This is a genomic window from Pseudoalteromonas sp. APC 3495 (assembly GCF_030407645.1).
GTDB lineage: Bacteria > Pseudomonadota > Gammaproteobacteria > Enterobacterales > Alteromonadaceae > Pseudoalteromonas > Pseudoalteromonas tetraodonis.
Window position 1 is genome coordinate 1 of the sequence record NZ_JASDDA010000002.1, and the last position, 24,862, is coordinate 24,862.

Below are 24,862 nucleotides of genomic sequence, written 5' to 3' on the forward strand. Positions count from 1 at the left end.
ACTAATAGACTAGTCGCTTACTTACCTATTTTTTGTATTATGAGCCAATGATTAACTGCGAGCTTTGATATGGATATTTTTACAGCTGAACACATTTCGCCTTTGATCTCGCTGTTACTTATTTTACTGGCGGGGTTTACTTCGTTTGTATCGGCAGCCTTTGGTGCGGGTGGTGGATTAATGTTGCTGGTGGTAATGGCGTCGGTTATGCCGATGGCAATGGTTGTGCCTGTTCATGGTTTAGTGCAGTTAGGCTCTAATGCCAATCGATTATTGTTAAGTATTGCTCATCTTGATAAGCCGATGTTGTTGTATTTTACTCTGGGTGGGTTAATTGGCGCGGGGCTATCAAGCCAAGTAGTAAGCGATATTAACCTTGATAGCATGAAGCTGTTTGTGGCTTTATTTGTGATTTATTTACTGTGGGGAACAATCCCTGAATTTAATAAAGACTCACGATTAGGGCGTTTAATAGCGGGTGTAGTTACGGCATTTATTTCTACTTTTGTGGGAGCAAGTGGGCCTCTGGTGGCGAGTTATTTACACATTAATCATTACGATAAGCTTAAATTTACCGCGACTTTTTCAAGTATTATGACCTTGCAGCATAGCTTAAAAGCCGTTGTTTATGCGGGGCTGGGTTTTAGCTTTTGGCAATGGTTGCCGTTAACACTGGCGATGATTTTAAGCGGAGCCATTGGCACCTGGTTAGGGATTCGATTACTTAAGCGGCTCTCGGTGGCGCGTTTTAGGGTTATTTTTAAAGTGATTTTAACTCTGCTTGCCATGCAGCTTGCATGGCAAGGGGTGAGTGTAATGCTTACTTAATAGCGGCTTTTATTGGTTTGTCGCCATCAAATAACTCAAAAATACGATTGCTATTAAATGAGTTTGTAGCAACGTGAAGCAATGCGTTGGCTACATTTTCGCGGCTAATTTTAGCCTTTGACTGATCGCTAGGGCGCTCTGTTGTTACTTCCAAAGAGGCACTTTCGTCAGTTAATGTTCCTGGGCGGACAATTGTGTAATTGAGTCCACTGTGAATTAAATGCTCATCAGCCATATGTTTTGCTACAAGATAAGGCTTTAAGTCACTATCTATCGCATCAGGATCGTCTGCACCAATAGAGCTGACCATAATAAAGTGTTTTACACCGTGCTCTTTAGAATAAGTTGCTGCTTTTGTCGCTGCCCACAAATCAATAAGTACGGTTTTATCTGTGCCTGTACTTCCACCTGAACCTGCTGCAAAGATAACTTGGTCGCAGCCATTAATGGCACTTGAAAAGTCACCTTCTAAATCCTGTTCAACAATACTTAAAAATGGGCTATCTAAATCACGCAGTTTGCTTTTGTCTCTTACAAGTGCAACAACATTTTGCTCATTTTCTAAAAGTAGTTTGGTAGCCATTTTACCAATTTGACCACTTGCGCCAATAATTAAAGTCTTACTCATAATTAATTCCTTCTCAATATAGTGTAAAGATTGTTCGTACAAACAGACCTTGGGGTAGGAAATTATTTTTAAAGAGTAAATGGGATTTAAACGAGCTTATTTAAAAAAAACATATTAGTGAAAAGTTATTACTTAACTGAGTATTAAAATTAGCTATTTTTTAAGGCGTTTTTTAGAACTTTTTACTCGATCATTATACTTACTTCGGTTACAAAGCTACGGTGGTATAAGCCAATACGTACACTGCGTTCTTGGTAATTACAGTAAAGGGCTTTGTAGGTATTATAACCTTTAAATTTTATTGCGAATAAGGTCACGAACAATAAAGCGGCCTGGGTGAATAGCTTGGCTTACGCGCTCGCTTAGTGGGCGAGGTTCATTGTTTAAACTACTAATTAAGTGCTCGGCAGATAGCGGTGCACTGCATAATGCTCGCGCGCCAAAGCCGGTAAACATATGTAGGCCCTGTTGTGGTTTTTTTAATGCTTGGTATTGATAGCGCTTACCCAAACGTAAATTAGCAAATGCATGTGTATAGTCAGTTTGCTCCACCCATTCACCGGCCATAGGTAAGTGATCAATAAAACTACAGCGAACAGCGGCTTTAGCAGAGCTAATATCGCCTAAGCTGGTGGCAAATTCAGTGTTGTTATAAAAGCTAAGCAGTTGCTCGCGGTTGGTTTGATTATCTTGCTCGGTCACTTCACGGCTTTTACTGTTTTTTTCAAAGGTGGCGCCCATACAATGGTGATCTAAATAAGCGGGGGTGAAATACCCCTTGTGACACAACACGGTTTTTAGCTTACGTGATTGCGTGCTTGCTTGAACATGTGACACCTGTCCGCGTACGCCAACAATAGGGAGCGTTTTAGTTTGCGCAAATGCATCGCTGTGTTCACCGGCGCAAATAATCACATCGCTAAAGGGGCCAAATGTTTGTTTTTGCGTGGTTAAGTACCAGCCATCGGGTTGTTTGTTAAGTTGCTCAATGTGGCAATTAAATAGGCTCTCAAACTCATTTAATTGCTGTGCGGCATCTAACATTGCACAAACTAACTGGGGGGGATTAACCCAGCCGCCTTGTTCAAAAAACACCCCTGAGTAACCTGTTTTAACCCCAGCAATAGCATCACCCTCATTAGCAGTCACATTTCGCATAAGCTGCTCTGGCCACAGTTGTTTATCAGCGAGATTTTGATGACGCTCTGCCAATGGTTTTTTTACTGCATGTTGCAGCACACCACACCACTGGTGATCAAACAAAAAGCCATTGTTGAGTAATTGATTGTAAAGCCGCTTTGCGTATAAAAAACTATGGGCAAATAGTTCACTGTGTGGCGAATTTTTTGCTTGTAAATGCGGATATATCGCCCCTTGTACATTGTGAGATGCCCCCATGGCCGGTTGTTTATCTTGGCAAAATAAGTGGCTTGGTATACCGCGTTTCGCGAGGCTATAAAGAATACAACTGCTCGCTATACCACCGCCAATAACAGCCACATTGGTAAGGGGAGAGAAGTGATGCTCAAAATAGGCGGGGGCCGATTGTTTTGAATTAGCCTGAGCGAGTGTGCCAACTAGCATCTCTCGTTTTCGGCCAAAGCCTTTAGCTTTTTGCATGCTAAAGCCCGCTTCAATTAAACCACGGCGAACAAAGCCCGCAGCGGTAAACGTGGCTAATGTCGCGTTGCATCTGGAAATATCAACCATGGCGTTAAATACACTTTGCTGCCACATGTCGGGGTTTTTACTCGGTGCAAAACCATCTAAAAACCATGCGTCAACGAGTCCACTTTGTGGGTAGCTCATGCTATTAATACATTCCAGCACATCACCAAAGTAGAGGTCGAGCACCACAAGGCCATTGGCAAATTCAAGGCGATGACAACCGGTTAAATTAATCGGGTAGTGGGAGACGAGTTGGGCGCTTAAATGACTTAAACTAGGCCAAGCTTGCAAGGCTTGTTTTAAATCATTTACGCTAAGTGGATATTTTTCAAAAGAAATAAAATGCAGTCGTTGCACGTTATTAGACTGTTGACTTTGAACTTGTGGGCATTGCAGGTGGTCATAAAACTGCTGCCATGCATTTAAAAAATTAAGCCCTGTACCAAAACCGGTTTCGGCTATAACAAAGTGCTCACGGTCATGATTTTGTAACCGTGACTCTATATTGTTTTGTTGATAAAACACATAATGCGATTCAGCAAGGCCGTCGTCATTAGAAAAATAAACATCATCAAAGTCATTAGCAACCGGTGTCCCTAAATCATTAAAGTGTATGTGGGCGTTTTTTATCATGACCAATTCAATTTTATAGATAATTTTTTAATTATTTTACGTGTTTTCTTTGAAATAGTCTGGCGTTATTTATAAGCTGTAGGTTCAGAGTACAAGTGTACGCTAGAAAGCTGACCACTTAGGTGATTAAATTCGCGTAAAATAGAACACAATTAAGTATTAAGCTAAGGGAATTACCCATGAGAAGAGCCGTAATAACAGGCATCGGTGTTGTATCAAGCATCGGCAATAATAAAGAAGAAGTATTAGAGTCACTAAGAGCGGGTAAAAGCGGTATTGCTTTTAACCAAGAATTTGCTGATTACAAATTGCGCAGCAATGTATCAGGTAAAATTGATATTGATGTTAAAGAGCATGTTGACCGCAAAGCAATGCGCTTTATGGGTGATGCAGCGGTTTATTCTTATATTTCAATGGCACAAGCGATTGAAGATGCGGGCCTTAGCGACGAACAAGTATCAAACGAGCGTACTGGTTTATTAGTTGGCTCTGGCGGCGGTTCATCAAAATGGCAAGTAGAAGCGGCCGATATCCTTCGCGAAAAAGGCGTTAAGCGCGTTGGCCCTTACATGGTGCCACGTACTATGGCGAGCACCACCTCGGCTTGTTTAGCAACGCCATTTAAAATTAAAGGCGTTAACTATTCAATTAGCTCTGCGTGTGCAACCTCTGCGCATTGTATTGGCCATGCCGTTGAGCAAATTCAACTAGGCAAGCAAGACGTTATTTTTGCAGGTGGTGGTGAAGAACTTCACTGGACGCTAGCGATGGAATTTGACGCTATGGGCGCGCTTTCGACTAAATATAACGACACACCTGAAAAAGCATCACGTACATACGATGCTAACCGTGATGGTTTTGTGATTTCAGCCGGTGGCGGTATTGTGGTTGTTGAAGAGCTAGAACACGCACTTGCACGTGGCGCGCACATTTATGCTGAAATTACCGGTTACGGCGCAACCTCAGATGGTTACGACATGGTTGCACCATCGGGTGAGGGCGCAGTACGTTGTATGCGCCAAGCAATGCAAAACGTTGATAGCATTGATTACTTGAATACTCATGGTACGTCAACACCCGTAGGCGATGTGAAAGAGCTGGGCGCTATTCAAGAAGTATTTGGTGGTAACTCGCCAATGATCAGCGCAACTAAAGCAATGACAGGCCATGCACTGGGTGCGGCAGGTGTACACGAAGCCATCTTTTCATTGCTAATGCTTGAGCATGGTTTTGTTGCGCCATCTATCAATATTGATGAGCTTGATGAGCAAGCAGCGGGCTTGAACATTGTAACTGAAGCCAAAGACGTTGAACTAAATACGGTTATGTCTAACAGTTTTGGTTTTGGCGGCACCAATGCCACATTAGTAATGAGCAAATACAAAGGCTAAGTTAACCTTTAACTATTTTAAAGCCGAGCAAAATGCTCGGCTTTTTCGTTTGTGCTAATAGGGGGTTGTTCGTTACAATAGCGCCTCATTTCGCCAAACGGACTCACAATGAAAATTCTTGCCGATCAAAATATGCCTTTAGTTGAGCAATTCTTTAAAGATATGGGTGAGGTTGAACGATTTGATGGCAGGCAATTAACTCCAGAACAACTCATTGATGTTGATGTATTACTCACTCGTTCAGTCACGCAGGTCAATAGTGAATTATTAGCACAGGCTAATAAGCTAAGCTTTGTAGGTACAGCCACTATTGGTGTGGATCATATTGATACCGATTTGCTCAACGCAAGAAATATTGATTTTACCAGTGCGCCTGGCTGCAATGCGATTGCGGTTGCTGAATATGTGATCAGTAGTTTATTTGCATTAAGTCAAGAAAACGCCAGCCCATTAAGCGGAAAAACAATTGGTATTGTGGGTGTGGGTAATATTGGTAGTTGCCTCGCGCACAAGCTAAAAGCACTGAATGTTAATTTACTATTGTGCGACCCAATAAAGCATGAGCAAGGGCTATTACCCGAGCACGTTGAGCTTGATGAGCTATTAGCGCAGTCAGATATAGTCACGTTTCATGTGCCGTTAGTAAAAACAGGTACGCATAAAACACTGCACATGCTTGATAAAAAGCGCTTAACTACGCTTAAACCTGGACTTACTTTAATTAACGCCAGCCGAGGTGATGTGATTGATAATCAAGCATTACTTGAGGTGATGGAAGCAGGCGCTGAGCTCGATTTAGTGTTGGATGTGTGGGAAAACGAACCTAACATTTTAACCGAGTTACTTGAGCATGTTCGCTATGCCAGTGTGCACATTGCCGGACATACTCTTGAGGGTAAAGCTCGGGGTACACAAATGTTGTATCAAAGCTTGTGTGAGCTAAAAGGGGTTAACGCAATAAAATCACTTGATGATTTTTTACCGCCTCCTGCAATTAAAAAAGTCGCCCTAGGAAGTAGTTTTAGCGAAACAGATATAGCTCGTTTAGTGCATTTAGTTTATGACGTACGCCGTGATGACGGCATTTTACTGCGTCACTTGGCCGATGAAGGCTTTGACAGTTTACGAAAAAATTATCCAACCCGACGTGAATTTAGCACCGTGGTGGTTGAAGGTGATAGCACCGAGCTTGCTGCACTTGCGCAGCTTGGTTTTACTACAGCAAACTAATTTAATTAGCACGGTTGTTTTAATCGTGCTTACAGAGGATGAAATATGTCGCAAAAATATAACGTTGCCGTACTCGGCGCTACAGGCCTTGTAGGTCGTCAAATCATTGAAACTTTGGAAGAACGTAAATTTCCGGTCGATCAGCTGTTTTTATTAGCAAGCAGCCGCAGTGCTGGCGAAGATATAAAGTTTCGTGGTGAGACCATAGAAGTACGTGATGTTGAAGGCTTTGACTTTAGCCAAGCGCATATCGGTTTATTTTCTGCTGGTGGCAGTGTATCGGAAAAATATGCCCCTATTGCCGCAGATGCTGGGTGTATCGTTATTGATAACACATCTCACTTTAGAAATGACTTTGAAGTGCCGCTTATTGTGCCAGAAGTAAATGCATCGAGCTTAGCCGATTTTAGAAATCGTAATATTATCGCCAACCCTAATTGTTCAACCATTCAAATGATGCTTGCGCTTAAGCCTATTTATGATGCATACGGCATTGATCGTATTAACGTTTCAACTTACCAAGCGGTGTCGGGAGCGGGTAAAGAGGCAGTTGATGAACTGGCTAAACAAACTGCAAATTTAATGAATGCACGCCCAATGGAAAACGAAATATTTCCTAAGCAAATTGCGTTTAATGTAATACCGCAAATCGATAGCTTTGAAGATAACGGCTATACGCGCGAAGAAATGAAGATGGTAAACGAAACTCACAAAATTTTAGGCGATACAACCATTGCGGTAAACCCGACTTGTGTTCGCGTCCCTGTATTTTTTGGTCATTCTGAGTCAATTAATATTGAAACGCGTATGCCTTATGATTTTGAGCATGTAAAGCAACTATTGAGTGATGCGCCAGGTGTTGAACTAATTGATGATGCTGGCGACTACCCAACGGCTGTGTCGGATGCCAGTGGTAATGATACTGTTTATATCGGCCGTTTACGTGCTGATATTTCACACCCACATGGATTAAATATGTGGGTAGTAAGTGATAATACCCGTAAAGGGGCTGCAACCAATAGTGTACAAATAGCAGAAGAACTGATTGCTAATTATATGTAATTAGCCTGAAAATAGTGATAATTTCAATAAACGGCAAACCACAGTGGTTTGCCGTTTTTTTATGCTTTAACCGCCATTTTTTTGCCACTTATTAACTGAGAGAGTGTAAACATCTTGATAAACAACATAAAAATATTTTTATCTTGATGTTTAAGGTATTTATTTTCAATGCGTTGCGATGGATATTATGGCTTAACTGGTTTATAGTTTGTAACTGGAATAGAGCTTGCAATAAAAATAGATTGTAATAAAAATGTGCGTTGGCCACGTGGCTAACAACGGCAAGAATAATCAATGTTTAAGCGCCAATTTTAAAGCGCTGCGTTAACATTTAAACATTAAAGGATCAGCATGCGCGGTTTCGTTTCACTTATTATATTAGCGTCTGCACTGATGGTAACGACTGTTTACTCTCAAGACAGTACCCAATTAAGAGGGCCTAAAGGCGCAGATTATGGCGCGCAGGGTCGCTCTATTGGGCCAATAAAACCAACCGATACACTTTGGCGTATTGCCGTTAAAGTTCGCCCAGATAACTCAGTCAGCATTTATCAAGTTATGCAGGCCTTGTATAACAAAAACCCCAACTCATTTTTAGAACAAAACTTAAATCACATGCAAAGTGGTTCGTATTTAAAAATACCTACTTTGGCAGAAATTAGACGAGTAAACCCGCAATTAGCTAAGCAACGTTCTGAGCAAGACGATGAACTGTGGGAAAAAAAGAAAAATGGCACACTCACTCAAGCAGAGATCAATTCAGCACAAACACAAGTAACCCAAGCCCGCAAAGCAGACGTTGATGAAGCCAAAAAAGAATTACAACAAGAATTAAAAGCGATTAAAACAGATCAAGGTAATAAATTAGTTGAGCTTCAGCAGCAGTTTAAAAGTTCGGTTAGTAACGTAGAAGAGATTTTAGTTGAAAACAACAACCTTAAAAAACAGCTTACAGGTATTTCAAACGAGTTAGAAAACGTTCGTTTACAACTAGGCCAAGATAGTGAAATTCAACAACAGTTAAAAGAATTAATCGTTAAGCAAAACGAGATCATTGCACAGCAAAAATTAAAAGATGCAGAGCAAGAGAATGAATTTAGCTTTGCTGCATTACTCTCGAACCCTTTGGTACTCATTTTATTAATGACCATTCCAGCGTTGTTGATTATTTTTGCTGTAGTTATGTGGCTGCGTAAGCGTGGTAATAACCAAGAGCCTGAGAGTAACGATGATGAATTTATACCACAAGCGCCTGCTTATACTGACCCTCTAGATGAAATGCCAGAACCCACGCTTGACGAAGCGCCTGCTCCCGATCCACTTGATGATTTAAGTGTGCAGTTAGATGAGAACATGGATGACGTATTACTTGATGATGATGTGGAGTTTAATGATGAGCTCGATGATGACAGTTTATTAGATCAAGATGAGTTAGAAAGCTTACTTAATGATGATGTTGTTTTTGAAGATGAAAATACTGAGGGCGATGAACTTGATGTTTTCATGCAACAAGATTTTGATAGCCCTGATGAAGATGACACGGGCGATACAATTAATCTTGACGAATCGGATGATATTTTAAGTGCGGATGATTTAGATAGTCTGTTTGATGAAGAAGATGACGATTCATTACCAGATGAACCCCAAGGTGAATCGAATGATGATATGGCTGCACTCAGTGAAGAGCTTGCCGAAGAGGGCGAAGACTTCGACATTGATGATTTACTCGATGAAAATAATGAGCAGGCAACTGACACATCAGCAGACGATGACGAATTTGATATTGACGATTTACTCGATGCAGAGCAACCCGATGCTGCAGAGAGTGAAGAAACCGATATTGACAGCTTAGTTGATGAAGATGACGAATTTGATATTGACGATTTACTCGATGCAGAGCAACCCGATGCTGCACAGAGTGAAGAAGTCGATATTGACAGCTTAGTTGAAGAAGATGACGAGATTGACATTGATGACTTGCTTGATGCAGAGCAACCCGCTGCTGCAGAGAGTGAAGACGCGGATATTGACAGCTTAGTAGATGAAGATGACGAAGTTAATATTGACGATTTACTTGATGCAGAACAATCGGCTACTGAAGCTCAAAGTGAAGAGCCAGACATCGACAGCCTAGTTGATGAAGACGAAGTAGATATTGACGATGTACTGGATGCAGAACAATCGGCTACTGAAGCTCAAAGTGAAGAGCCAGACATCGACAGCCTAGTTGATGAAGACGAAGTAGATATTGACGATGTACTGGATGCGGAGCAACCTGAAAGTGATGTTCATGATTCTGAAATAGATCATGCATTGGCGGACTCAATTGAAGATTTAACTGACGCGCAAGAAGAGTTAAATAGTGAAGATGTAGAATCTATCGCTTCATCTTTTGCTGAGCCAGAAGTAGAGCCAGAGCCAGGCGTTGAAGCTGAGCCGGAGCTTGAAGAAGAACCTGAACTTGAAGTAGAGCCTGAACTTGAAGTAGAACCTGAACTTGAAGTTGAGACTGAGCTTGAAGCAGAGCCAGAACTTGAAGCTGAACTTGAAGTAGAGCCTGAGCTTGAAGTAGAGCCTGAGCTTGAAGTAGAGCCTGAGCTTGAAGCAGCAGAGCCAAAACTTGAAGCTGAACCTGAACTTGAAGCAGAGCCAGAACTTGAAGTAGAGCCAGAACTTGAAACTGACCCTGAGCTTGAAGTTGAGCCTGAACTTGAAGTAGAGCCTGAACTTGAAGTAGAACCTGAACTTGAAGTAGAGCCTGAGCTTGAAGCAGAGCCTGAACTTGAAGTAGAACCAGAGCTTGAAGTAGAACCAGAACTTGAAGCTGAGCCAGAAGTTGCAGCTGAGCCGGAGCTTGAAGAAGAACCTGAACTTGAAGTAGAACCAGAGCTTGAAGCAGAGCCAGAACTTGAAGTAGAACCAGAGCTTGAAGCTGAGCCGGAGCTTCAAGCAGAACTTGAACCTGAGCCTGAGTTTGACGTTGGATCTGAAGGTGATTTTACCGATACATCTTCCACATTACTCGATCAAGAGGATGCCTTAGATGAATTTAACGATGAAAACCTTGAAAGTATTGATGATCTGTTAAGTGAGTTAGAACAACCTACCGACGACTATGTAGAAACACCAGATTGGTCAGTTGATGGTGTAGATGATGAACTTAAAGCAGAATCTGAACTTGAAGTAGAAGCTGAGCCAGAAATTGAAGCTGAGACAGAACTTGAAGCAGAGCCAGAACTTGAAGCAGAGCCTGAACTTGAAGTTGAGCCTGAACTTGAAGTAGAACCTGAGCTTGAAGCTGAGACAGAACTTGAAGCAGAGCCTGAACTTGAAGTTGAGCCTGAACTTGAAGTAGAGCCTGAACTTGAAGTAGAGCCTGAGCTTGAAGTAGAACCTGAGCTTGAAGCAGAGCCTGAACTTGAAGCAGAGCCTGAGCTTGAAGTAGAACCTGAGCTTGAAGTAGAGCCAGAACTTGAAACTGATCCTGAGCTTGAAGTTGAGCCTGAACTTGAAGTAGAACCAGAGCTTGAAGCAGAACCAGAGCTTGAAGTTGAGCCTGAGCTTGAAGAAGATCCTGAACTTGAAGTAGAGCCTGAACTTGAAGTAGAACCAGAGCTTGAAGTAGAACCAGAGCTTGAAGCAGAACCAGAGCTTGAAGTTGAGCCTGAACTTGAAGCAGAGCCTGAGCTTGAAGCAGAGCCTGAGCTTGAAGCAGAGCCTGAGCTTGAAGCAGAGCCTGAGCTTGAAGCAGAGCCTGAACTTGAAGCAGAGCCAGAGCCTGAGCTTGAAGCAGAGCCTGAGCTTGAAGTAGAACCAGAGCTTGAACAAGATCCTGAGTTTGACGTTGAATCAGAAGATGACTTTACCGATACGTCTTCAACCTTACTCGACCCAGAAGATGCGCTTGACGAGTACGACGGTGAAAACTTTAAAAGCGTTGATGATCTTTTAAGTGAACTTGAGCAAACAAGCGATGCAGATGAACACGTTCCTGATTGGTCACTCGACGATTTAAACGATGAGCTTGATGAAGATGAAATTGATTTAGGTGATGATCCGCTTGCTGGTGATATCCAAAACAATGATTTATCGACAGATGACGATGAGCTATACGAGCCAGAAATAGTTACACCGAGTGAAGAGCTTGAAGAATATCCTGAGTTAGAGCTTGATGATGAGTTGCCTTTATCTGATGAAGAGCATCAATCACTAACACCAGAAGAGCTACAAGGTGATAATTTAGACGGTGATGCAACGGGTATGTCACCAAGTCAAGCAGAGCAAGATCTCGCTAATGCACTATCCGCAGGTAATGATCTCGATAGCTTAGAAGACGATTTTGATGATGAATTATTACTAGACAATGAGTTTTCAGAGTCAAACACTGCGCAAGGTCTAGATAATGAAGTTTCAGAGCCTGAAAAGCTGACTGAACAAATTACAGATGGGCAAAGCGTTAGCACAGACGATGAGTTTGATGATGAACAACTTGATGCTTTAGCTGAATCATCAGAGTTTACTGACGAGCAAACGAACGCTGACCGTGAAGCTGATTTAACGCAAAGCCCAGTATCGCCAGAATCAGACATGATTTCAGATGATGAGCTTGACGATGAGTTCATGGCTGATTTAACACAAACTGATTTTGATGCCTTGCTTAATGAACTGGCAGAACCTGAAAATGTTGATTTAAGTGACAGCAGTGAGTTTGATGTTGATTTTAATAGCTTACTAAGTGAAGACTTAGCTGACGAAAGCGCATCCTCGTTGCAAGAGCCTATTGAGCAACCTGAGGTTACTGAGCCATTAGCGCAGGATGACTTTGTTGATATTGATGCCTTATTAGAGCAAAGCGATGAAGCTGATTTAGATCACGAACCTTACACAGACGTCGATATGGATGTTGGTTTAGGTGAGTATGATTCACTTCTGGCTGGTGATAACCCTATGGATGTTGATACCCAAAGCGGGGGTTACTCAGCTAAGCTTGATCTTGCACATGCCTATATTGAGATTGATGATGCAGACTCAGCAGTTAAAATCCTGGATGAGATCATTAATAATGGCCCGGATGATGTGCAAGAAGAAGCGCAAAGCTTAAAGGCTAAACTTAAAAATTAATAACCAAGCTCCTGTAAGGTATGGTTGATATGAAAACCCGTTATTAGTGATGCTAATAGCGGGTTTTTTGTATTGCATAGTTAGGAACCTTAGTTCGCTGCTTTTATTGGGACGCCATATAGCATAAAATGCAGCGTCGATTAGCACAGTAGGTAAAGCAGTAATTATGCGAGTAGCACTTGGAGTAGAATACAATGGCGCACGTTACAGTGGTTGGCAGCGTCAATCACACGTAAATAGTGTACAACAAGAAGTAGAAAAAGCGTTGTCGCGCATTTGTAATCATCCAGTTGAAATTGTATGTGCAGGGCGTACCGATGCCGGTGTACATGGCACTGGACAAGTAGTGCATTTTGATACACATGCTGAGCGTGAAATGGTGGCCTTTACATTAGGTATGAACACCTTATTACCCAAAGATATTGCTATTCGTTTTGCACAACCTGTGGCAGAAGACTTTCATGCCCGCTTTAGTGCAACTGCTCGTCGTTATCGTTATGTTATTTACAATTATGCGTTTCGTGGTGCGGTATTAAATGAAGGTGTTACACATTTTCATCACCCACTAGATGAAGTGAAAATGCAGCAGGCGTGTCAATATTTACTAGGTGAGCATGACTTTACCTCGTTTAGAGCGCTGCACTGCCAAGCTAATACGGCAACGCGAACGATTCATCATTTATCGGTACAGCGCCAAGGTGCTTATGTCATTATTGATATTAAAGCCAATGCGTTTTTACACCATATGGTACGTAATATTACGGGTTGTTTAATGGATATTGGCTTACACAAACATGAACCAATTTGGTTAAAAGAGCTGCTAGATGTTAAAGAGCGAGCTAAAGCGAGCGCTACAGCAAAAGCAGCAGGTTTATATTTAGTGGATGTTGATTATCCAGATCATTTTAATATCCCTAGAACGCCGCTAGGACCATTGTTTTTAGCCGACAGTGATATTTGATAAGTAACGAGATGTGTATATTTTGAGGCTAAATTTATACGCTGTTATTCGTATTGCTAACTACTAAGACCAGTTTTTTATACCGTGACAGCGTAATTCATGTTTTAATTGGAAAAATTTGTTTGCATGGTTAACATGTAGACTCGCGACACAGAACAGCATTAAGAGAGTTGCAAATGAGTTGGCTAGAAAAAATCTTACCAAAAACGACTAAATCTTCAGGTCGTAAAGAAATTCCAGAAGGTGTATGGGCTAAATGTACGTCATGTGATTCGATTTTATATAAAGCAGAATTAGAAAAATCACTGAACGTATGCCCTAAATGCGATCATCATATGCGTGTTAGTGGTCGTAAACGTCTTGAACAGTTTTTAGATGAAGGCGATCGTCACGAGTTAGGTGCCCAACACGAACCTAAAGATGTGCTTAAATTTAGAGACTCAAAAAAATACTCAGATCGTATCAATGCAGCTCAAAAGTCAAGCGGTGAAAAAGACGCGCTTGTCGCAATGAAAGGGAACCTAAAAGGCATTCCGGTTGCTGCTGTTGCATTTGAATTCTCATTTATGGGTGGCTCAATGGCATCGGTAGTGGGTGCTCGTTTTGTTGACGCGGTTGACCAATGTTTAGAGCATAATATGCCGCTGATTTGTTTTTCTGCATCGGGCGGTGCTCGTATGCAAGAAGCCCTTATGTCACTTATGCAAATGGCTAAAACCAGTGCGGCACTGGCTAAAATGACTGAAAAAGGCCTACCGTTTATTTCTGTAATGACAGATCCAACAATGGGTGGTGTATCAGCATCATTGGCAATGCTTGGTGATATTAATGTTGCAGAGCCTAAAGCTTTGATTGGTTTTGCCGGTCCGCGTGTTATTGAACAAACTGTTCGCGAAACGCTACCAGAGGGTTTCCAACGCAGTGAATTCTTGTTAGAACATGGCGCAATCGACATGATTATAGACCGTCGAGAAATGCGCGATACGCTTGCACGTATTCTAGCAAAATTTATGAACTTGCCTTCTACTGAGCAAGAGCATAGAGTAGCGTAAATTTCAGCTTTACTGATTACATGCTATGACAAAAACAATTCCTAGCCAATCATCAAGCCTTGATGATTGGCTTTGTTATTTAGAGAGTGTTCACCCTGCTAATATAGAAATGGGTTTAGAACGCGTTGCTCGTGTTGCTAACAACATTGGGCTTTTAACCACCTCAAGTAAAATCATTCTTATTGCAGGCACTAATGGCAAAGGCACAACCGCACGTTGTTTAGAGTCATTGTTATTAGCTCAAGGTTATCGTGTTGGTACTTATGCCTCTCCTCATTTAATTCGTTACAATGAGCGCGTACGCGTTGATGGCGCAGAGCTTGACGACCAATACCATGTAGATGCATTTAATTTATTAGAACAAGGTCGTGGTGACACCCCTCTGACTTATTTTGAATATGGCACCTTAGGGGCATTGGCACTATTTAAGCGCCTAGAGGTTGACTACGTGTTGTTAGAAGTGGGTTTAGGTGGGCGTTTTGATGCGACCAATATTGTTACCCCCTATGCCAGCATCATCACCACCATCGACTTAGATCATAAAGAATACTTAGGTGACACGCGTGAATTAGTTGCTTATGACAAAGCGGGTATTTTTCGAGAGAGTACTCCTGCAATTATTGGGGACTTAAATATTCCGCATACAATGACCGATTATGGTGAAGAGATTAACGCTAATATGGTGTTATCTGGCAGCGACTTTATTTTTAAAGAGCACGCGCAGAGTTTTAGTTGGCAATTTAAAGAGCATAATCTTGAGTTACCTAAACCAGCAATTCCATGCCAAAATGTAGCCACGGCATTAACCGCTCTATCGGTATTAAACTTATTACCGAGCGATGAGGTGATTACTCAGTGTTTAGCGAGCTTAGTCGTTGAGGGACGTTTTCAACAACTAAGTGCAGAGCCATTAGTGTATACCGATGTAGCACATAACCCTGAATCAGCTCGCTATTTAGCGACTAAATTAGCAAGCTATAAAGATAAAGGCTTTAAAATTCATGCATTAGCCGCTATGCTTGCTGATAAAGATAAGGTCGGAGTGCTTAAAGAAGTTAGTGATGTAGTAGATGAATGGTCGTTTGCGAGCTTAGAGGGCCCACGCGGCGATAGCGCTGCTAATTTACATCAGGCACTTCTAAGCATTCCTAATAGTTATTTTAAACAGGGTTATAATAGCGTAGAGGCAGCATTGGATGCTATCTTGCCAAACCAGCCAAGTAACACACTATTAATTGTATTTGGTTCATTTTTTACCGTGGCTGGCGCTATTCATTACTTTAAAAAATAGAGAGGATGTCGGTGAACTCAGGTTTTATTAATCGCTTAGTCGGAACAAGTATTGTGGTGATCGCAGCAATTGTGTTTATTCCCAATATACTCGATGGTGAAAAAGTGCACTACAAAGAAGGCTTTAAAGCGATTCCAGAACGCTCTGAGTTCAAGACCATTGATTTGCAAGAATCAATCGATCAAAAAGTGGCAAATGCACAGCCTTTAAAAGAGGATGAAGTTGAAGATATTCAGCCTGATGATGCCGCATTTGAACAGCAAAACAGTGCTGCTCAAACAGACATTACCGACCAGCCTGCAATGGTTGAAGCGGTAATACCTGATACAAACCAAAGCAGTACGGCTGCAATTCAAGAACCTACGCGCCCAGCTAACGAAAACTTAACTAGCATGGCGTATGTTATTCAGTTAGGTAGTTTTTCACATGCAGCCAATGTAAAAGCGCTGCAAGCTAAGCTCAAGGCTAAAGGGTTTAAAACTTTTACTAAACCAGTTAAAACGCCAAATGGGACGTTAACGAAAGTTTTTGTCGGACCATCACTGAATAAACAAGAACTGCAATCTCAACTTCCTGCACTTAAAGAGTTAACCAAACTCAACGGTAAAGTCACTCAATTTGAAGTGACCAAATAAATTCAATAAAAGGAAGTGTGTTTATCGCGAGATATTACACACTTACCTCGTCTTATTTTATACGTTTAAATAGACCTTTATCGCATTTTTAGCTCGCTACCTTTACTTATCAATGCCCACACAAAAATAGCAAAATAGATGCGCTATAAACAAAATGTTTGTTGTTTTTATAACGGTGAGACTGCGCTATTTTTAATCTAAAAATGGTGCGTGTTTACTCACCTGTAATCTCACGCTTAAACTTGCATCACAAGGAGGTTTAGGTATAGAATGCGCCCAAAATTAGCGACTAATTGGTTCTTATGATCTGGGTTGATTACGCCATTCTTGGCATTATTGCACTCTCTACCATCATCGGTTTAATACGCGGCTTTGTTAAAGAAGCTATGTCATTAGCGGTATGGGCAGGGGCTTTCATCATCTCCAGCTTATTTTATCAATATTTAGCTTCCTTCCTAACATCCATTTCTGAACCCCTTTTAAGAAATGCGGCGGCCATTGCCATATTATTCTTTGCGACGCTATTGTTAGGCGGTTTACTAAACTATATTTTAGGTGAGCTTGTACAGCGAACCGGATTATCCGGCACAGACCGTGTTTTTGGTGTGGTGTTTGGTGCTCTTCGAGGCGTGTTGGTCGTGAGCGCGTTACTCTTCTTTCTTGATGCTTTTACTGGTGCGCCAAGTACGCATTGGTGGGGCAACTCTATTTTGATTCCAGAATTTGGCTTTGTAGTTGAATGGTTCTTTTCGTACCTAGAAAACAACTCGAGCTTTTTAAATTCAGTAAACCGTTAATCGGCGAGGATAAATTACATGTGTGGTATCGTTGGAATAGTCGGAACATCGCCAGTTAATCAGGCGATTTATGATGGCTTAACCGTTTTGCAACACCGTGGCCAAGATGCTGCGGGTATCATAACTATTGAGAACAATACATTTAGCTTGCGCAAAGCAAATGGCCTAGTGAAAGATGTATTTCACACTCGTCATATGAAACGTTTGCAAGGCAATATTGGCATTGGCCATGTGCGTTACCCAACAGCGGGTTCTTCAAGTTCGTCAGAGGCTCAGCCGTTTTATGTAAACTCTCCATTTGGTATAGCGCTTGCGCATAATGGTAACTTAACCAATGCCGAGTCGTTAAAAGAGCAGTTATTTTCAGAGGCACGTCGCCATGTTAATACGACCTCTGATTCTGAAATTTTACTTAACATCATGGCGCATGAGCTAAGTAAATCAGACAAACTAAAATTAGACCCTGAAGATATTTTCACCGCGGTTACTGAAGTTAACAATAAAGTAAGTGGCGGTTATGCCACTATCGCCATGATTATCGGTCATGGTATTGTGGCGTTTCGCGATCCAAACGGTATTCGTCCATTGGTGTTTGGTAAACGTGAATCAGCAAACGGTACTGAATACATGTTTGCCTCAGAAAGCGTAGCATTAAAGCCTGACGGTTTTGAATTTGTTCGTGACGTTGCCCCAGGCGAAGCTATTTATGTCACTGAAAATGGAGAGTTTCACTCTTTAAGCTGTGCAGATAAAGTGTCTTACTCACCGTGTATTTTTGAATTTGTTTATTTTGCGCGACCGGATTCGACCATTGACCGTATGTCAGTGTATGCAGCGCGTGTAAATATGGGGACTAAGTTAGGTGAAAAAGTAGCGCGTGAATGGGCAGACAAAGACATTGATGTGGTTATTCCTATTCCAGAAACCTCGTGTGATATTGCATTAGAAATGGCACGCGTGCTTGACTTACCATATCGCCAAGGCTTTGTTAAAAATCGTTATATTGGTCGTACGTTTATTATGCCTGGCCAAGAGCTTCGTAAAAAATCAGTTCGCCAAAAACTCAATGCGATTGACCGTGAGTTTAAAGGTAAAAATGTCCTACTTGTTGATGACTCAATTGTACGTGGTACCACCTCAGCACAAATTGTAGAGATGGCACGCGAGTCAGGCGCTAAAAATGTTTACTTTGCATCAGCAGCACCTGAAATACGCTTTCCAAATGTATACGGTATAGATATGCCATCTGCGGCAGAACTTATTGCACACGGCCGTGAAGTAGAAGATATTAACCAAAGCATTAGCTCTGATGGTTTAATCTTTCAATCGTTAAGCGATTTAATTGCTGCCGTTAGCCAAGAAAACCCAGAGATCACTAAGTTTGAAACATCAGTGTTTGACGGACAATACATTACTGGCGACATTGATCAAGATTACTTAAACCGTATAGATAAGCTGCGCAACGATTCAGCTAAAAGCATCCGTGAAAACGCAATGTCATCTGGTTTAGAAATACATAATCAAGATGAAAACGAATCTGATTAATAATGTAATGTTAGCCTGATAGTATTTTAAGGCTAATAAAAAAAGGAGCTTAACAGCTCCTTTTTTGCGTCTATGATAAAGGAATATTTAAGTAAACATGGGGCTGATAATACCGTTGGTCCATAGCATAGCGGTAAGTGCTAATATAATAACCAGTAAAATTAATCCACAGGTAACAACAGAGCTTGCATAAATAAAGCCGCGCTCTTGCGGAATGTGCATCAAAATTGGCACGCCGGTGTACAGTAAATAAACTGAGTAGGCGAGTGCAACTAATCCAACACACACCACAAACCACAGCTCAGGCCAAAAAGCTGCCAATGCCGACATAAACACCGGTGTAGCGGTATAAGCTGCCAGCTCAATTGTTTGGGTAAAAGTCGGTTTAGCACCAAAAGTAACCGCCATCCAATGGGCTAAATAGGCCAGTGCAAATACACCGCCAATTAAAGCGACATACATGGCTGCGCCAATCATCAGTGCGCTTTCATGGGTTAAAAATACTGGATTACCTGTACCTATACTCCAGCCTAAGTAAACCGATGAGTAGTACCCCATTGCAGAGGGAAATAAAGCGATAAGCAAAATGTGCGATAAGCTATAGGTTAAGCTTTCGTGACGGTTATCAATTGTTTGCCATTCTTCGAGTGGATGGGCGTATAAACCCCATAGGTGATTTAGTATCATTGCGTGCTCTCCATAAAAGGATATATTACTGTTTGGTTATAATTGGTTTGTTTTTATACAGTCCATTTAGTTATGGTTCAGTAAGTATACAAAGTCAAGTTATCCACATGCTTGCAATAAGGGCGAGTGTTTATTTTATTCAGAGTAATATTTCATGTTAAAATGACATAATCGCAATTTTTAGCAATGAGTAGTCAGCGTGCCACATAGCCAGCTTTTAGAGCCAATTAACAATTTTTTATTATGCAGTACTCCCGATGAGTGGGTTGAACAAGCAATCAAAAAAGAAAACTTACCCATCATATTAATTGATCACTTAATATGTGAATTAAAAGCGGCGCAAAGTGCCATGTTTTTAATTCGTAAGTATGCGGTAGATAAAGAGAGCAGTGATGCACTGCTTGAATGGCTTAAACCGTTTGAAACGCTTATTTATAAACGTGAGGGAAATTGGCGTGATTTAGCGGCTAAAAATAAACTCACTAAATCCATTATCCCTAAATCTGACTCGCCTTATGGCCAAGATTTAATTGATAAAATGGTAATGCTGATAAAAGAAGAGCTGCATCATTTCTATCAAGTGCTCGAAATTATGGATGAATACGGTGTTGAATATAAAAGTATAACGCCATGTCGTTATGCCAAAGGCATGCTACGCAATGTTAAAACGTTTGAGCCTAATGCCTTAGTTGATAAGCTTATTGTAGGTGCTTACATAGAAGCTCGCTCGTGTGAACGCTTTGCCAAGCTTGCACCCCATGTAGATAAACGCTTAGGGGATTTTTATATTTCATTGCTGCGCTCTGAGGCACGTCATTACCAAGATTATTTAACCCTTGCTCAAGACATTGCTGATTTTGATATTACCGAGCGGGTAAAAGAATTTGCTGAAATAGAAGCGCAACTAATTATATCAGACGATGAAGACTTTAAATTTCACAGTGGCGTACCCGTTACTGTTTGCCAATAACCCGTTTTTTCACCTGAAGCTGCTACGGTTAAGTAATTAGCTGTAGCAGTTACCTTCTAATTAAACGTTGTGTTTAAATTAGACACATCCAATACCCTCTTCTAATATTGAAATAATTACTAATTTATTTAAGTATTTTATCTATGGCTTTGAAATCATTTTAATAACAGAGCCATACCATATTTATTATTGGGTGAGAATATATGCAAGATAAAGAGGGATTATTTGTATTTGCAGCTGAAGAAGAACAAGCAGATACAGATCTGAAAACATGGAAAATATTAACCGTTGAGGATGATCTTGATTATCAAAACGCGTTAGTTAACAGTTTAAAAGAGCTAAAAGCCAAGGACGGTTATAAATACGAGTTGTTAACAGCAAACTCGGTACCAGAGGCCGCTTTGGCGTTGAGCATGCACCCTGATATTGCACTTATTTTTATAGATGTGGTGATGGAGGAGGATGACTCAGGTCTGCGTTTAGTGAATACTATTCGAGAGGTCATCGGTAACGCAGAAATGCGTATTGTGCTGTTAACAGGGCAACCTGGTTTTGCACCAGAGAGCGATATCATGAAAATGCTCGATATCGATGAATACTGGAATAAATCAGACCTATCTGCCGAGAAGCTGCAATCAATTGTTAATAGCAACGTGCGCACTTGGGAGTATATCTCACAAATTAGGTCAGCCAAGCAAGGTTTACAGTTGGTGCTTGATGCATCTAGAAGTATTAACGGTAAGCACGATATGGCCTCTTTCTCTTATGCTGTGCTTAAAGAAATTAGCAACATTTTAAAAATAACCGAAGGTGGTGGTATTTTTTGTTCGAGTAATTCAGACCCTAGCTCTGAATGTTTAATACTCTCAACCCATGGTTGCTTTAGTGGCATTAAAGGGCAACCTGTGGGACCTAATCTGCCTGCAGAAATGCTGCAAGACTTTAAACAAGCGATTAGAGAGCGTCGTCATATTTTTTCAAAGCACCACAGTGTGTTTTTTTTCGAAACGCCAGATCAGCAGGGCGCTGATTACATAACTATCGTCAAATCAGACAACCCAATTAGTGAGCAAAACGAATATTTACTTAAAGTATTTAGTGAAAATGTGAGCACAGGATTTGCTAATATTTCGTTATTAAATCGCTTAACCGAGCTTGCTTATACCGATGTGTCACTTAACTTGCAAAACCGTAACTGGCTAACCCGTGAAATAAAGAACATGAATGCGCAGGAGCGGCTAAAAACGCGATTGGTCATTTTTGATATTTATCAGTTTGACGAAAAAGCATTCACCTTTGGTCATGAATTTTGTAATAAATTAATGAAGTTAGTTTACCAGAGTATTGTTGATAGCTTTACTAGGTATGACCCCCGCATAGCATTGATTAGTAACAAAGCGTTTGGCATGTTAGTGAGCGTTGACTTTGATATCTCAGATGCAGTTAGTTACTTTCAAAATAAACAAAAATTCGAAATTGAACAAGTTAAGCAATACATTGATGTCCGTATTTTAGAATTAAAATTAAATGTAGCTTTAAACTTAACACCTGAAAAAGTAATCAGTCTTGCAGAGTCGAGCCTGAACTCTTCGCAGCTAAACCAAACTAAGTATATTCAGCATACCGAGGAAAAAACAGATCAAATTACTCGTCGTTATGAGCTGATGGCTGAGCTCAGAACGGCTATAGGTAATAAAAGTTTACAAGTGGCGTTACAACCCAAAATCAGCTTATCAACCTTGAAACCAGCAGGTTTTGAAGCGCTCGCTAGGTGGCAAAGAGCTGATGGCAGCTTTGTACGCCCTGATGAATTTATAGAGTTAGCTGAAACAGCCGGATTAATTAATGAACTAGACCATGTAATTTTCGAAAAAATACTAGAGACTATTAATCAACTTAAAGAGCAAGGCTGCAACTTACCCGTTGCATTTAATGCATCCTCTTATGATTTAGTTGAACCTAGTTACTTTGAGCAAATAAAAACTAAAATTGAAGAGTACAACATTCTGCCTTCTATGCTTGAGCTAGAGGTGACAGAAACGCAAGCCATAAGTAACTATAACTTAATTAAAGAAGCACTTGAACGGTTTATCGCCTTAGGTATGAAAGTCAGCATTGATGACTTTGGCACTGGTTACTCGTCGTTAGCTCACATTAATGAAATACCGTCTACGTCGATAAAAATAGATCGCTACTTTGTTAGTGATCTTGAATTTAATGACAACAATCAGTACATGATTAAGATGATATTATCTTTAGCGAATCAGTTTAACTTCTCGGTAATTGCTGAAGGTGTTGAGAATGAATTTGAGGCTCAGTGGTTACATCAGCAGGGGTGCGAAACTGCTCAAGGATACTACTTTTCTAAACCATTATTTTTAAAAGATTTAATTGTGTGGCTAAAACAGTTTGAAGTGAGTAAGAATGAATAGCCTTAACAGCTTGCCGGTCGGCTCAAAAAAAAGTGTGTTATTAAAGTCTTCGTTCAGTTTATTTATCACTTTATTTATTGGCTGGCTTATATACGAACAAACATATCAAGAAAAAATAAACACCATAAAAGCTAAGCAAGATGAAAAGTTAGTCCTTATCAGTGGAGATTTTTCTAAAGAGCTCAGTAGTATTAAAAAGCTTACGCGTATCCTGGCCCAAGGGCCGATTTTAAAAAGCGACACACCAAACAAGCCTATACAATCAAAGCAAAGAAGAGATGAAATAAATAACTATTTTTTAAATTTTGCTGCTATCTCTACTAATATCGCGCAAATTCGCTGGCTAGATACACAAGGCCAAGAGCAATACCGCATTAACGCAGCCAATGGTATTGGCGAAATTGTATCGCCTGATGAGTTGCAAAATAAGCAAACCCGTTACTACTTTCAAAAAGGGATGCAGGTCAGTGCGCCTGACATTTTTGCCACAGAAATAGATTTAAATATCGAACGCAACCAAATTGTAATGCCTCATCAACCAACAATCCGTGTAACCTATCGTACGGATAAAGAAAATTACCTATTAGATGGTTTGCTAGTGGTAAACTTTAACTTAGATTATTTGTTTGATCAGATTAAAAGTTACAACCAAGAGAGCACTTTAATTAGCATTTTAAACCACGATGGCTTTTGGTTATTAAATACTGATGCTGAATTAGAGTGGGGGTTTATGTATGGTAAAAATGAGCAAACACTCGCTTTAAAAAAACCAGAGCTTTGGCAGCAAATTATTGATGGCAATGTAGAATATGGTTCGCACTTTTTTAACCATAGTCTTTATACCTACCGCCGTTTTTCTATTTTTTCGTTGCGCGAGAACAAAGGTAGAATTAGCAATGCTGACAAAGAATTAATTATTCTTATAAGTAGCCCCAATGAATTGTTAATAACTGTACGAAATGCGGCCTTACGGTTAGCGTTAATTTGCAGTGGATTACTATGTTTAATTAGCTTTGGTTTTATTTATCGTGAGTATAAGTTTCAAAATCAGCTATTAGCCCTGTCACATAAATTACATATTGAAAAGATAGAACTAGATATCGTTAACCGTGAGCTTGATGCCACAATTAAGCAGCAGCAGCAACTGCAAGAAGGGTTAATTGAAGCGCAAAAACTATCCTCATTAGGGTTGCTCGTGGCAGGTGTTGCTCATGAAATGAATACGCCTATCGGTGGAGCCGTTATTTCTGTTTCAAATGCAGATATGGCATTGAATAAATTAAATGAAGCGATGAAACAGGGGCTGACTAAATCAACGTTAGAATGTACTACAACAAGTATTGGAGAGAACCTAGCGCTGGCTAAAATTAATTTAAATAAAACCGCCGTATTAGTAAAAAGTTTTAAAAAAATGGCGATTGATCGCCATAATGATGAATTTATAGCATGTGATATTGAAAAAATTATTGAAGAGCTATTATTGTCATTAAACTCCAGGTTAAAAAACTCGCCAATAAAAGTGAAAACTGTTTTTTTACTTAATAAACAGATGATTAGCTTGCCAGGTATTATTTCTCAGGTTGTCGAAAACTTAGTGGTTAATGCGCTAAACCATGCTTTTGATGAAAAGCAGGAAGGGGTAATAGAAATAAAAGTCGAACAAGCGACTAATCATAGGGTGAGGCTGAGCGTGTCAGATAATGGCAAAGGTGTTGATGGTGAGATAAAGGCAGATATATTTGAACCCTTTTATACTACAGCTAGAGGTAAAGGTAACACGGGTTTAGGTTTATATATGGTTTATCAATGGGTAACCCAGATTTTAAAAGGGGACATCAAACTTCATTCAGAACCACAAAGCGATACCTATTTTAAAACGCAATTTATTATTACTTTACCTGACTTAAAAGCAAAGTCTCATTACGGTTAGT

17 protein-coding genes are annotated in these 24,862 nt (G+C 40.6%); 14 read left to right on the forward strand and 3 right to left on the reverse strand.

What is annotated here, in order from left to right; translation table 11 throughout:
- The first annotated feature begins 69 nt into the window (after nucleotides 1-69).
- A complete protein-coding gene (locus QL984_RS00870) occupies nucleotides 70-828 on the forward strand; it encodes a sulfite exporter TauE/SafE family protein (protein ID WP_290171872.1) in 759 nt (252 codons plus the stop codon).
- On the opposite strand, the gene QL984_RS00875 is transcribed toward QL984_RS00870, so the two are convergent.
- Both QL984_RS00875 and mnmC read right to left on the reverse strand, forming a co-directional pair.
- Nucleotides 821-1,456 carry an NAD(P)-binding oxidoreductase gene (locus QL984_RS00875; RefSeq protein WP_016899261.1) on the reverse strand — a complete coding sequence of 212 codons (636 nt, stop codon included), beginning with the start codon at nucleotides 1,454-1,456 and terminating at the stop codon, nucleotides 821-823. The two genes, QL984_RS00870 and QL984_RS00875, sit on opposite strands and share 8 nt — an antisense overlap.
- A gap of 291 nt (nucleotides 1,457-1,747) precedes the next feature.
- On the reverse strand, nucleotides 1,748-3,757 hold the full coding sequence (gene mnmC, locus QL984_RS00880) for a bifunctional tRNA (5-methylaminomethyl-2-thiouridine)(34)-methyltransferase MnmD/FAD-dependent 5-carboxymethylaminomethyl-2-thiouridine(34) oxidoreductase MnmC (RefSeq protein WP_290171873.1): 2,010 nt from the start codon (nucleotides 3,755-3,757) through the stop codon (nucleotides 1,748-1,750).
- A 179-nt stretch (nucleotides 3,758-3,936) separates the two neighbouring features.
- Between mnmC and fabB the strand changes: the two genes are divergently transcribed.
- The 10 genes from fabB to purF all read left to right on the forward strand — a co-directional run bounded on the left by fabB (nucleotide 3,937) and on the right by purF (nucleotide 18,842).
- Nucleotides 3,937-5,148: a beta-ketoacyl-ACP synthase I gene (gene fabB, locus QL984_RS00885; protein ID WP_290171874.1), complete on the forward strand. Its 1,212-nt coding sequence runs from the start codon at nucleotides 3,937-3,939 to the stop codon at nucleotides 5,146-5,148.
- A 108-nt stretch (nucleotides 5,149-5,256) separates the two neighbouring features.
- Nucleotides 5,257-6,378: a 4-phosphoerythronate dehydrogenase gene (locus QL984_RS00890; RefSeq protein ID WP_290171875.1), complete on the forward strand. Its 1,122-nt coding sequence runs from the start codon at nucleotides 5,257-5,259 to the stop codon at nucleotides 6,376-6,378.
- 45 nt (nucleotides 6,379-6,423) lie between these two features.
- Nucleotides 6,424-7,440, forward strand: coding sequence for an aspartate-semialdehyde dehydrogenase (locus QL984_RS00895; RefSeq protein WP_290171876.1), 1,017 nt, complete (start codon nucleotides 6,424-6,426; stop codon nucleotides 7,438-7,440).
- Between the two features lie 351 nt (nucleotides 7,441-7,791).
- Nucleotides 7,792-12,561: a FimV/HubP family polar landmark protein gene (locus tag QL984_RS00900; RefSeq protein ID WP_290171877.1), complete on the forward strand. Its 4,770-nt coding sequence runs from the start codon at nucleotides 7,792-7,794 to the stop codon at nucleotides 12,559-12,561.
- Between the two features lie 166 nt (nucleotides 12,562-12,727).
- Nucleotides 12,728-13,522 (forward strand): tRNA pseudouridine(38-40) synthase TruA, encoded by a 795-nt coding sequence (truA, locus tag QL984_RS00905; protein ID WP_016899264.1) that lies wholly within the window; start codon nucleotides 12,728-12,730, stop codon nucleotides 13,520-13,522.
- Nucleotides 13,523-13,698: 176 nt separating this feature from the next.
- Nucleotides 13,699-14,574, forward strand: coding sequence for an acetyl-CoA carboxylase, carboxyltransferase subunit beta (gene accD, locus QL984_RS00910; protein WP_013465465.1), 876 nt, complete (start codon nucleotides 13,699-13,701; stop codon nucleotides 14,572-14,574).
- Nucleotides 14,575-14,599: 25 nt separating this feature from the next.
- Nucleotides 14,600-15,865: a bifunctional tetrahydrofolate synthase/dihydrofolate synthase gene (folC, locus tag QL984_RS00915; protein WP_290171878.1), complete on the forward strand. Its 1,266-nt coding sequence runs from the start codon at nucleotides 14,600-14,602 to the stop codon at nucleotides 15,863-15,865.
- An 11-nt stretch (nucleotides 15,866-15,876) separates the two neighbouring features.
- The gene (locus tag QL984_RS00920) at nucleotides 15,877-16,500 is read left to right on the forward strand and encodes an SPOR domain-containing protein (RefSeq protein WP_013465463.1); all 624 of its coding nucleotides are present in this window, start codon (nucleotides 15,877-15,879) and stop codon (nucleotides 16,498-16,500) included.
- 302 nt (nucleotides 16,501-16,802) lie between these two features.
- A complete protein-coding gene (locus tag QL984_RS00925) occupies nucleotides 16,803-17,297 on the forward strand; it encodes a CvpA family protein (RefSeq protein WP_024601787.1) in 495 nt (164 codons plus the stop codon).
- 18 nt (nucleotides 17,298-17,315) lie between these two features.
- Entirely contained in the window at nucleotides 17,316-18,842 is a 1,527-nt protein-coding gene (gene purF / locus QL984_RS00930; protein ID WP_013465461.1) for an amidophosphoribosyltransferase, read from the forward strand.
- Between the two features lie 87 nt (nucleotides 18,843-18,929).
- Here the strand turns inward: purF and QL984_RS00935 are convergent, their stop codons facing one another.
- Nucleotides 18,930-19,529, reverse strand: coding sequence for a Yip1 family protein (locus QL984_RS00935; protein ID WP_008111059.1), 600 nt, complete (start codon nucleotides 19,527-19,529; stop codon nucleotides 18,930-18,932).
- Between the two features lie 199 nt (nucleotides 19,530-19,728).
- Here QL984_RS00935 and miaE point away from each other — a divergent pair, with 199 nt between their 5' ends.
- The 3 genes from miaE to QL984_RS00950 all read left to right on the forward strand — a co-directional run bounded on the left by miaE (nucleotide 19,729) and on the right by QL984_RS00950 (nucleotide 24,861).
- A complete protein-coding gene (gene miaE, locus QL984_RS00940; protein WP_290171879.1) occupies nucleotides 19,729-20,499 on the forward strand; it encodes a tRNA isopentenyl-2-thiomethyl-A-37 hydroxylase MiaE in 771 nt (256 codons plus the stop codon).
- A 203-nt stretch (nucleotides 20,500-20,702) separates the two neighbouring features.
- On the forward strand, nucleotides 20,703-22,931 hold the full coding sequence (locus QL984_RS00945; RefSeq protein ID WP_290171880.1) for an EAL domain-containing protein: 2,229 nt from the start codon (nucleotides 20,703-20,705) through the stop codon (nucleotides 22,929-22,931).
- Nucleotides 22,924-24,861, forward strand: a complete 1,938-nt coding sequence (locus tag QL984_RS00950; protein ID WP_013465457.1) for a HAMP domain-containing sensor histidine kinase — start codon at nucleotides 22,924-22,926, stop codon at nucleotides 24,859-24,861. The genes QL984_RS00945 and QL984_RS00950 overlap by 8 nt, the downstream gene beginning before the upstream one ends.
- Nucleotide 24,862 lies beyond the last annotated feature (1 nt).

Bases quoted from the DNA above. Each gene is read 5' to 3' on its own strand.
- QL984_RS00945 (WP_290171880.1), top strand. From the start codon at position 20,703: ATGCAAGATAAAGAGGGATTATTTGTATTTGCAGCTGAAGAAGAACAA.
- QL984_RS00935 (WP_008111059.1), bottom strand. From the start codon at position 19,529: ATGATACTAAATCACCTATGGGGTTTATACGCCCATCCACTCGAAGAA.
- QL984_RS00925 (WP_024601787.1), top strand. From the start codon at position 16,803: ATGATCTGGGTTGATTACGCCATTCTTGGCATTATTGCACTCTCTACC.
- QL984_RS00900 (WP_290171877.1), top strand. From the start codon at position 7,792: ATGCGCGGTTTCGTTTCACTTATTATATTAGCGTCTGCACTGATGGTA.
- QL984_RS00875 (WP_016899261.1), bottom strand. From the start codon at position 1,456: ATGAGTAAGACTTTAATTATTGGCGCAAGTGGTCAAATTGGTAAAATG.
- purF (WP_013465461.1), top strand. From the start codon at position 17,316: ATGTGTGGTATCGTTGGAATAGTCGGAACATCGCCAGTTAATCAGGCG.
- accD (WP_013465465.1), top strand. From the start codon at position 13,699: ATGAGTTGGCTAGAAAAAATCTTACCAAAAACGACTAAATCTTCAGGT.
- folC (WP_290171878.1), top strand. From the start codon at position 14,600: ATGACAAAAACAATTCCTAGCCAATCATCAAGCCTTGATGATTGGCTT.
- mnmC (WP_290171873.1), bottom strand. From the start codon at position 3,757: ATGATAAAAAACGCCCACATACACTTTAATGATTTAGGGACACCGGTT.
- fabB (WP_290171874.1), top strand. From the start codon at position 3,937: ATGAGAAGAGCCGTAATAACAGGCATCGGTGTTGTATCAAGCATCGGC.
- QL984_RS00870 (WP_290171872.1), top strand. From the start codon at position 70: ATGGATATTTTTACAGCTGAACACATTTCGCCTTTGATCTCGCTGTTA.
- QL984_RS00895 (WP_290171876.1), top strand. From the start codon at position 6,424: ATGTCGCAAAAATATAACGTTGCCGTACTCGGCGCTACAGGCCTTGTA.
- QL984_RS00950 (WP_013465457.1), top strand. From the start codon at position 22,924: ATGAATAGCCTTAACAGCTTGCCGGTCGGCTCAAAAAAAAGTGTGTTA.
- QL984_RS00890 (WP_290171875.1), top strand. From the start codon at position 5,257: ATGAAAATTCTTGCCGATCAAAATATGCCTTTAGTTGAGCAATTCTTT.
- truA (WP_016899264.1), top strand. From the start codon at position 12,728: ATGCGAGTAGCACTTGGAGTAGAATACAATGGCGCACGTTACAGTGGT.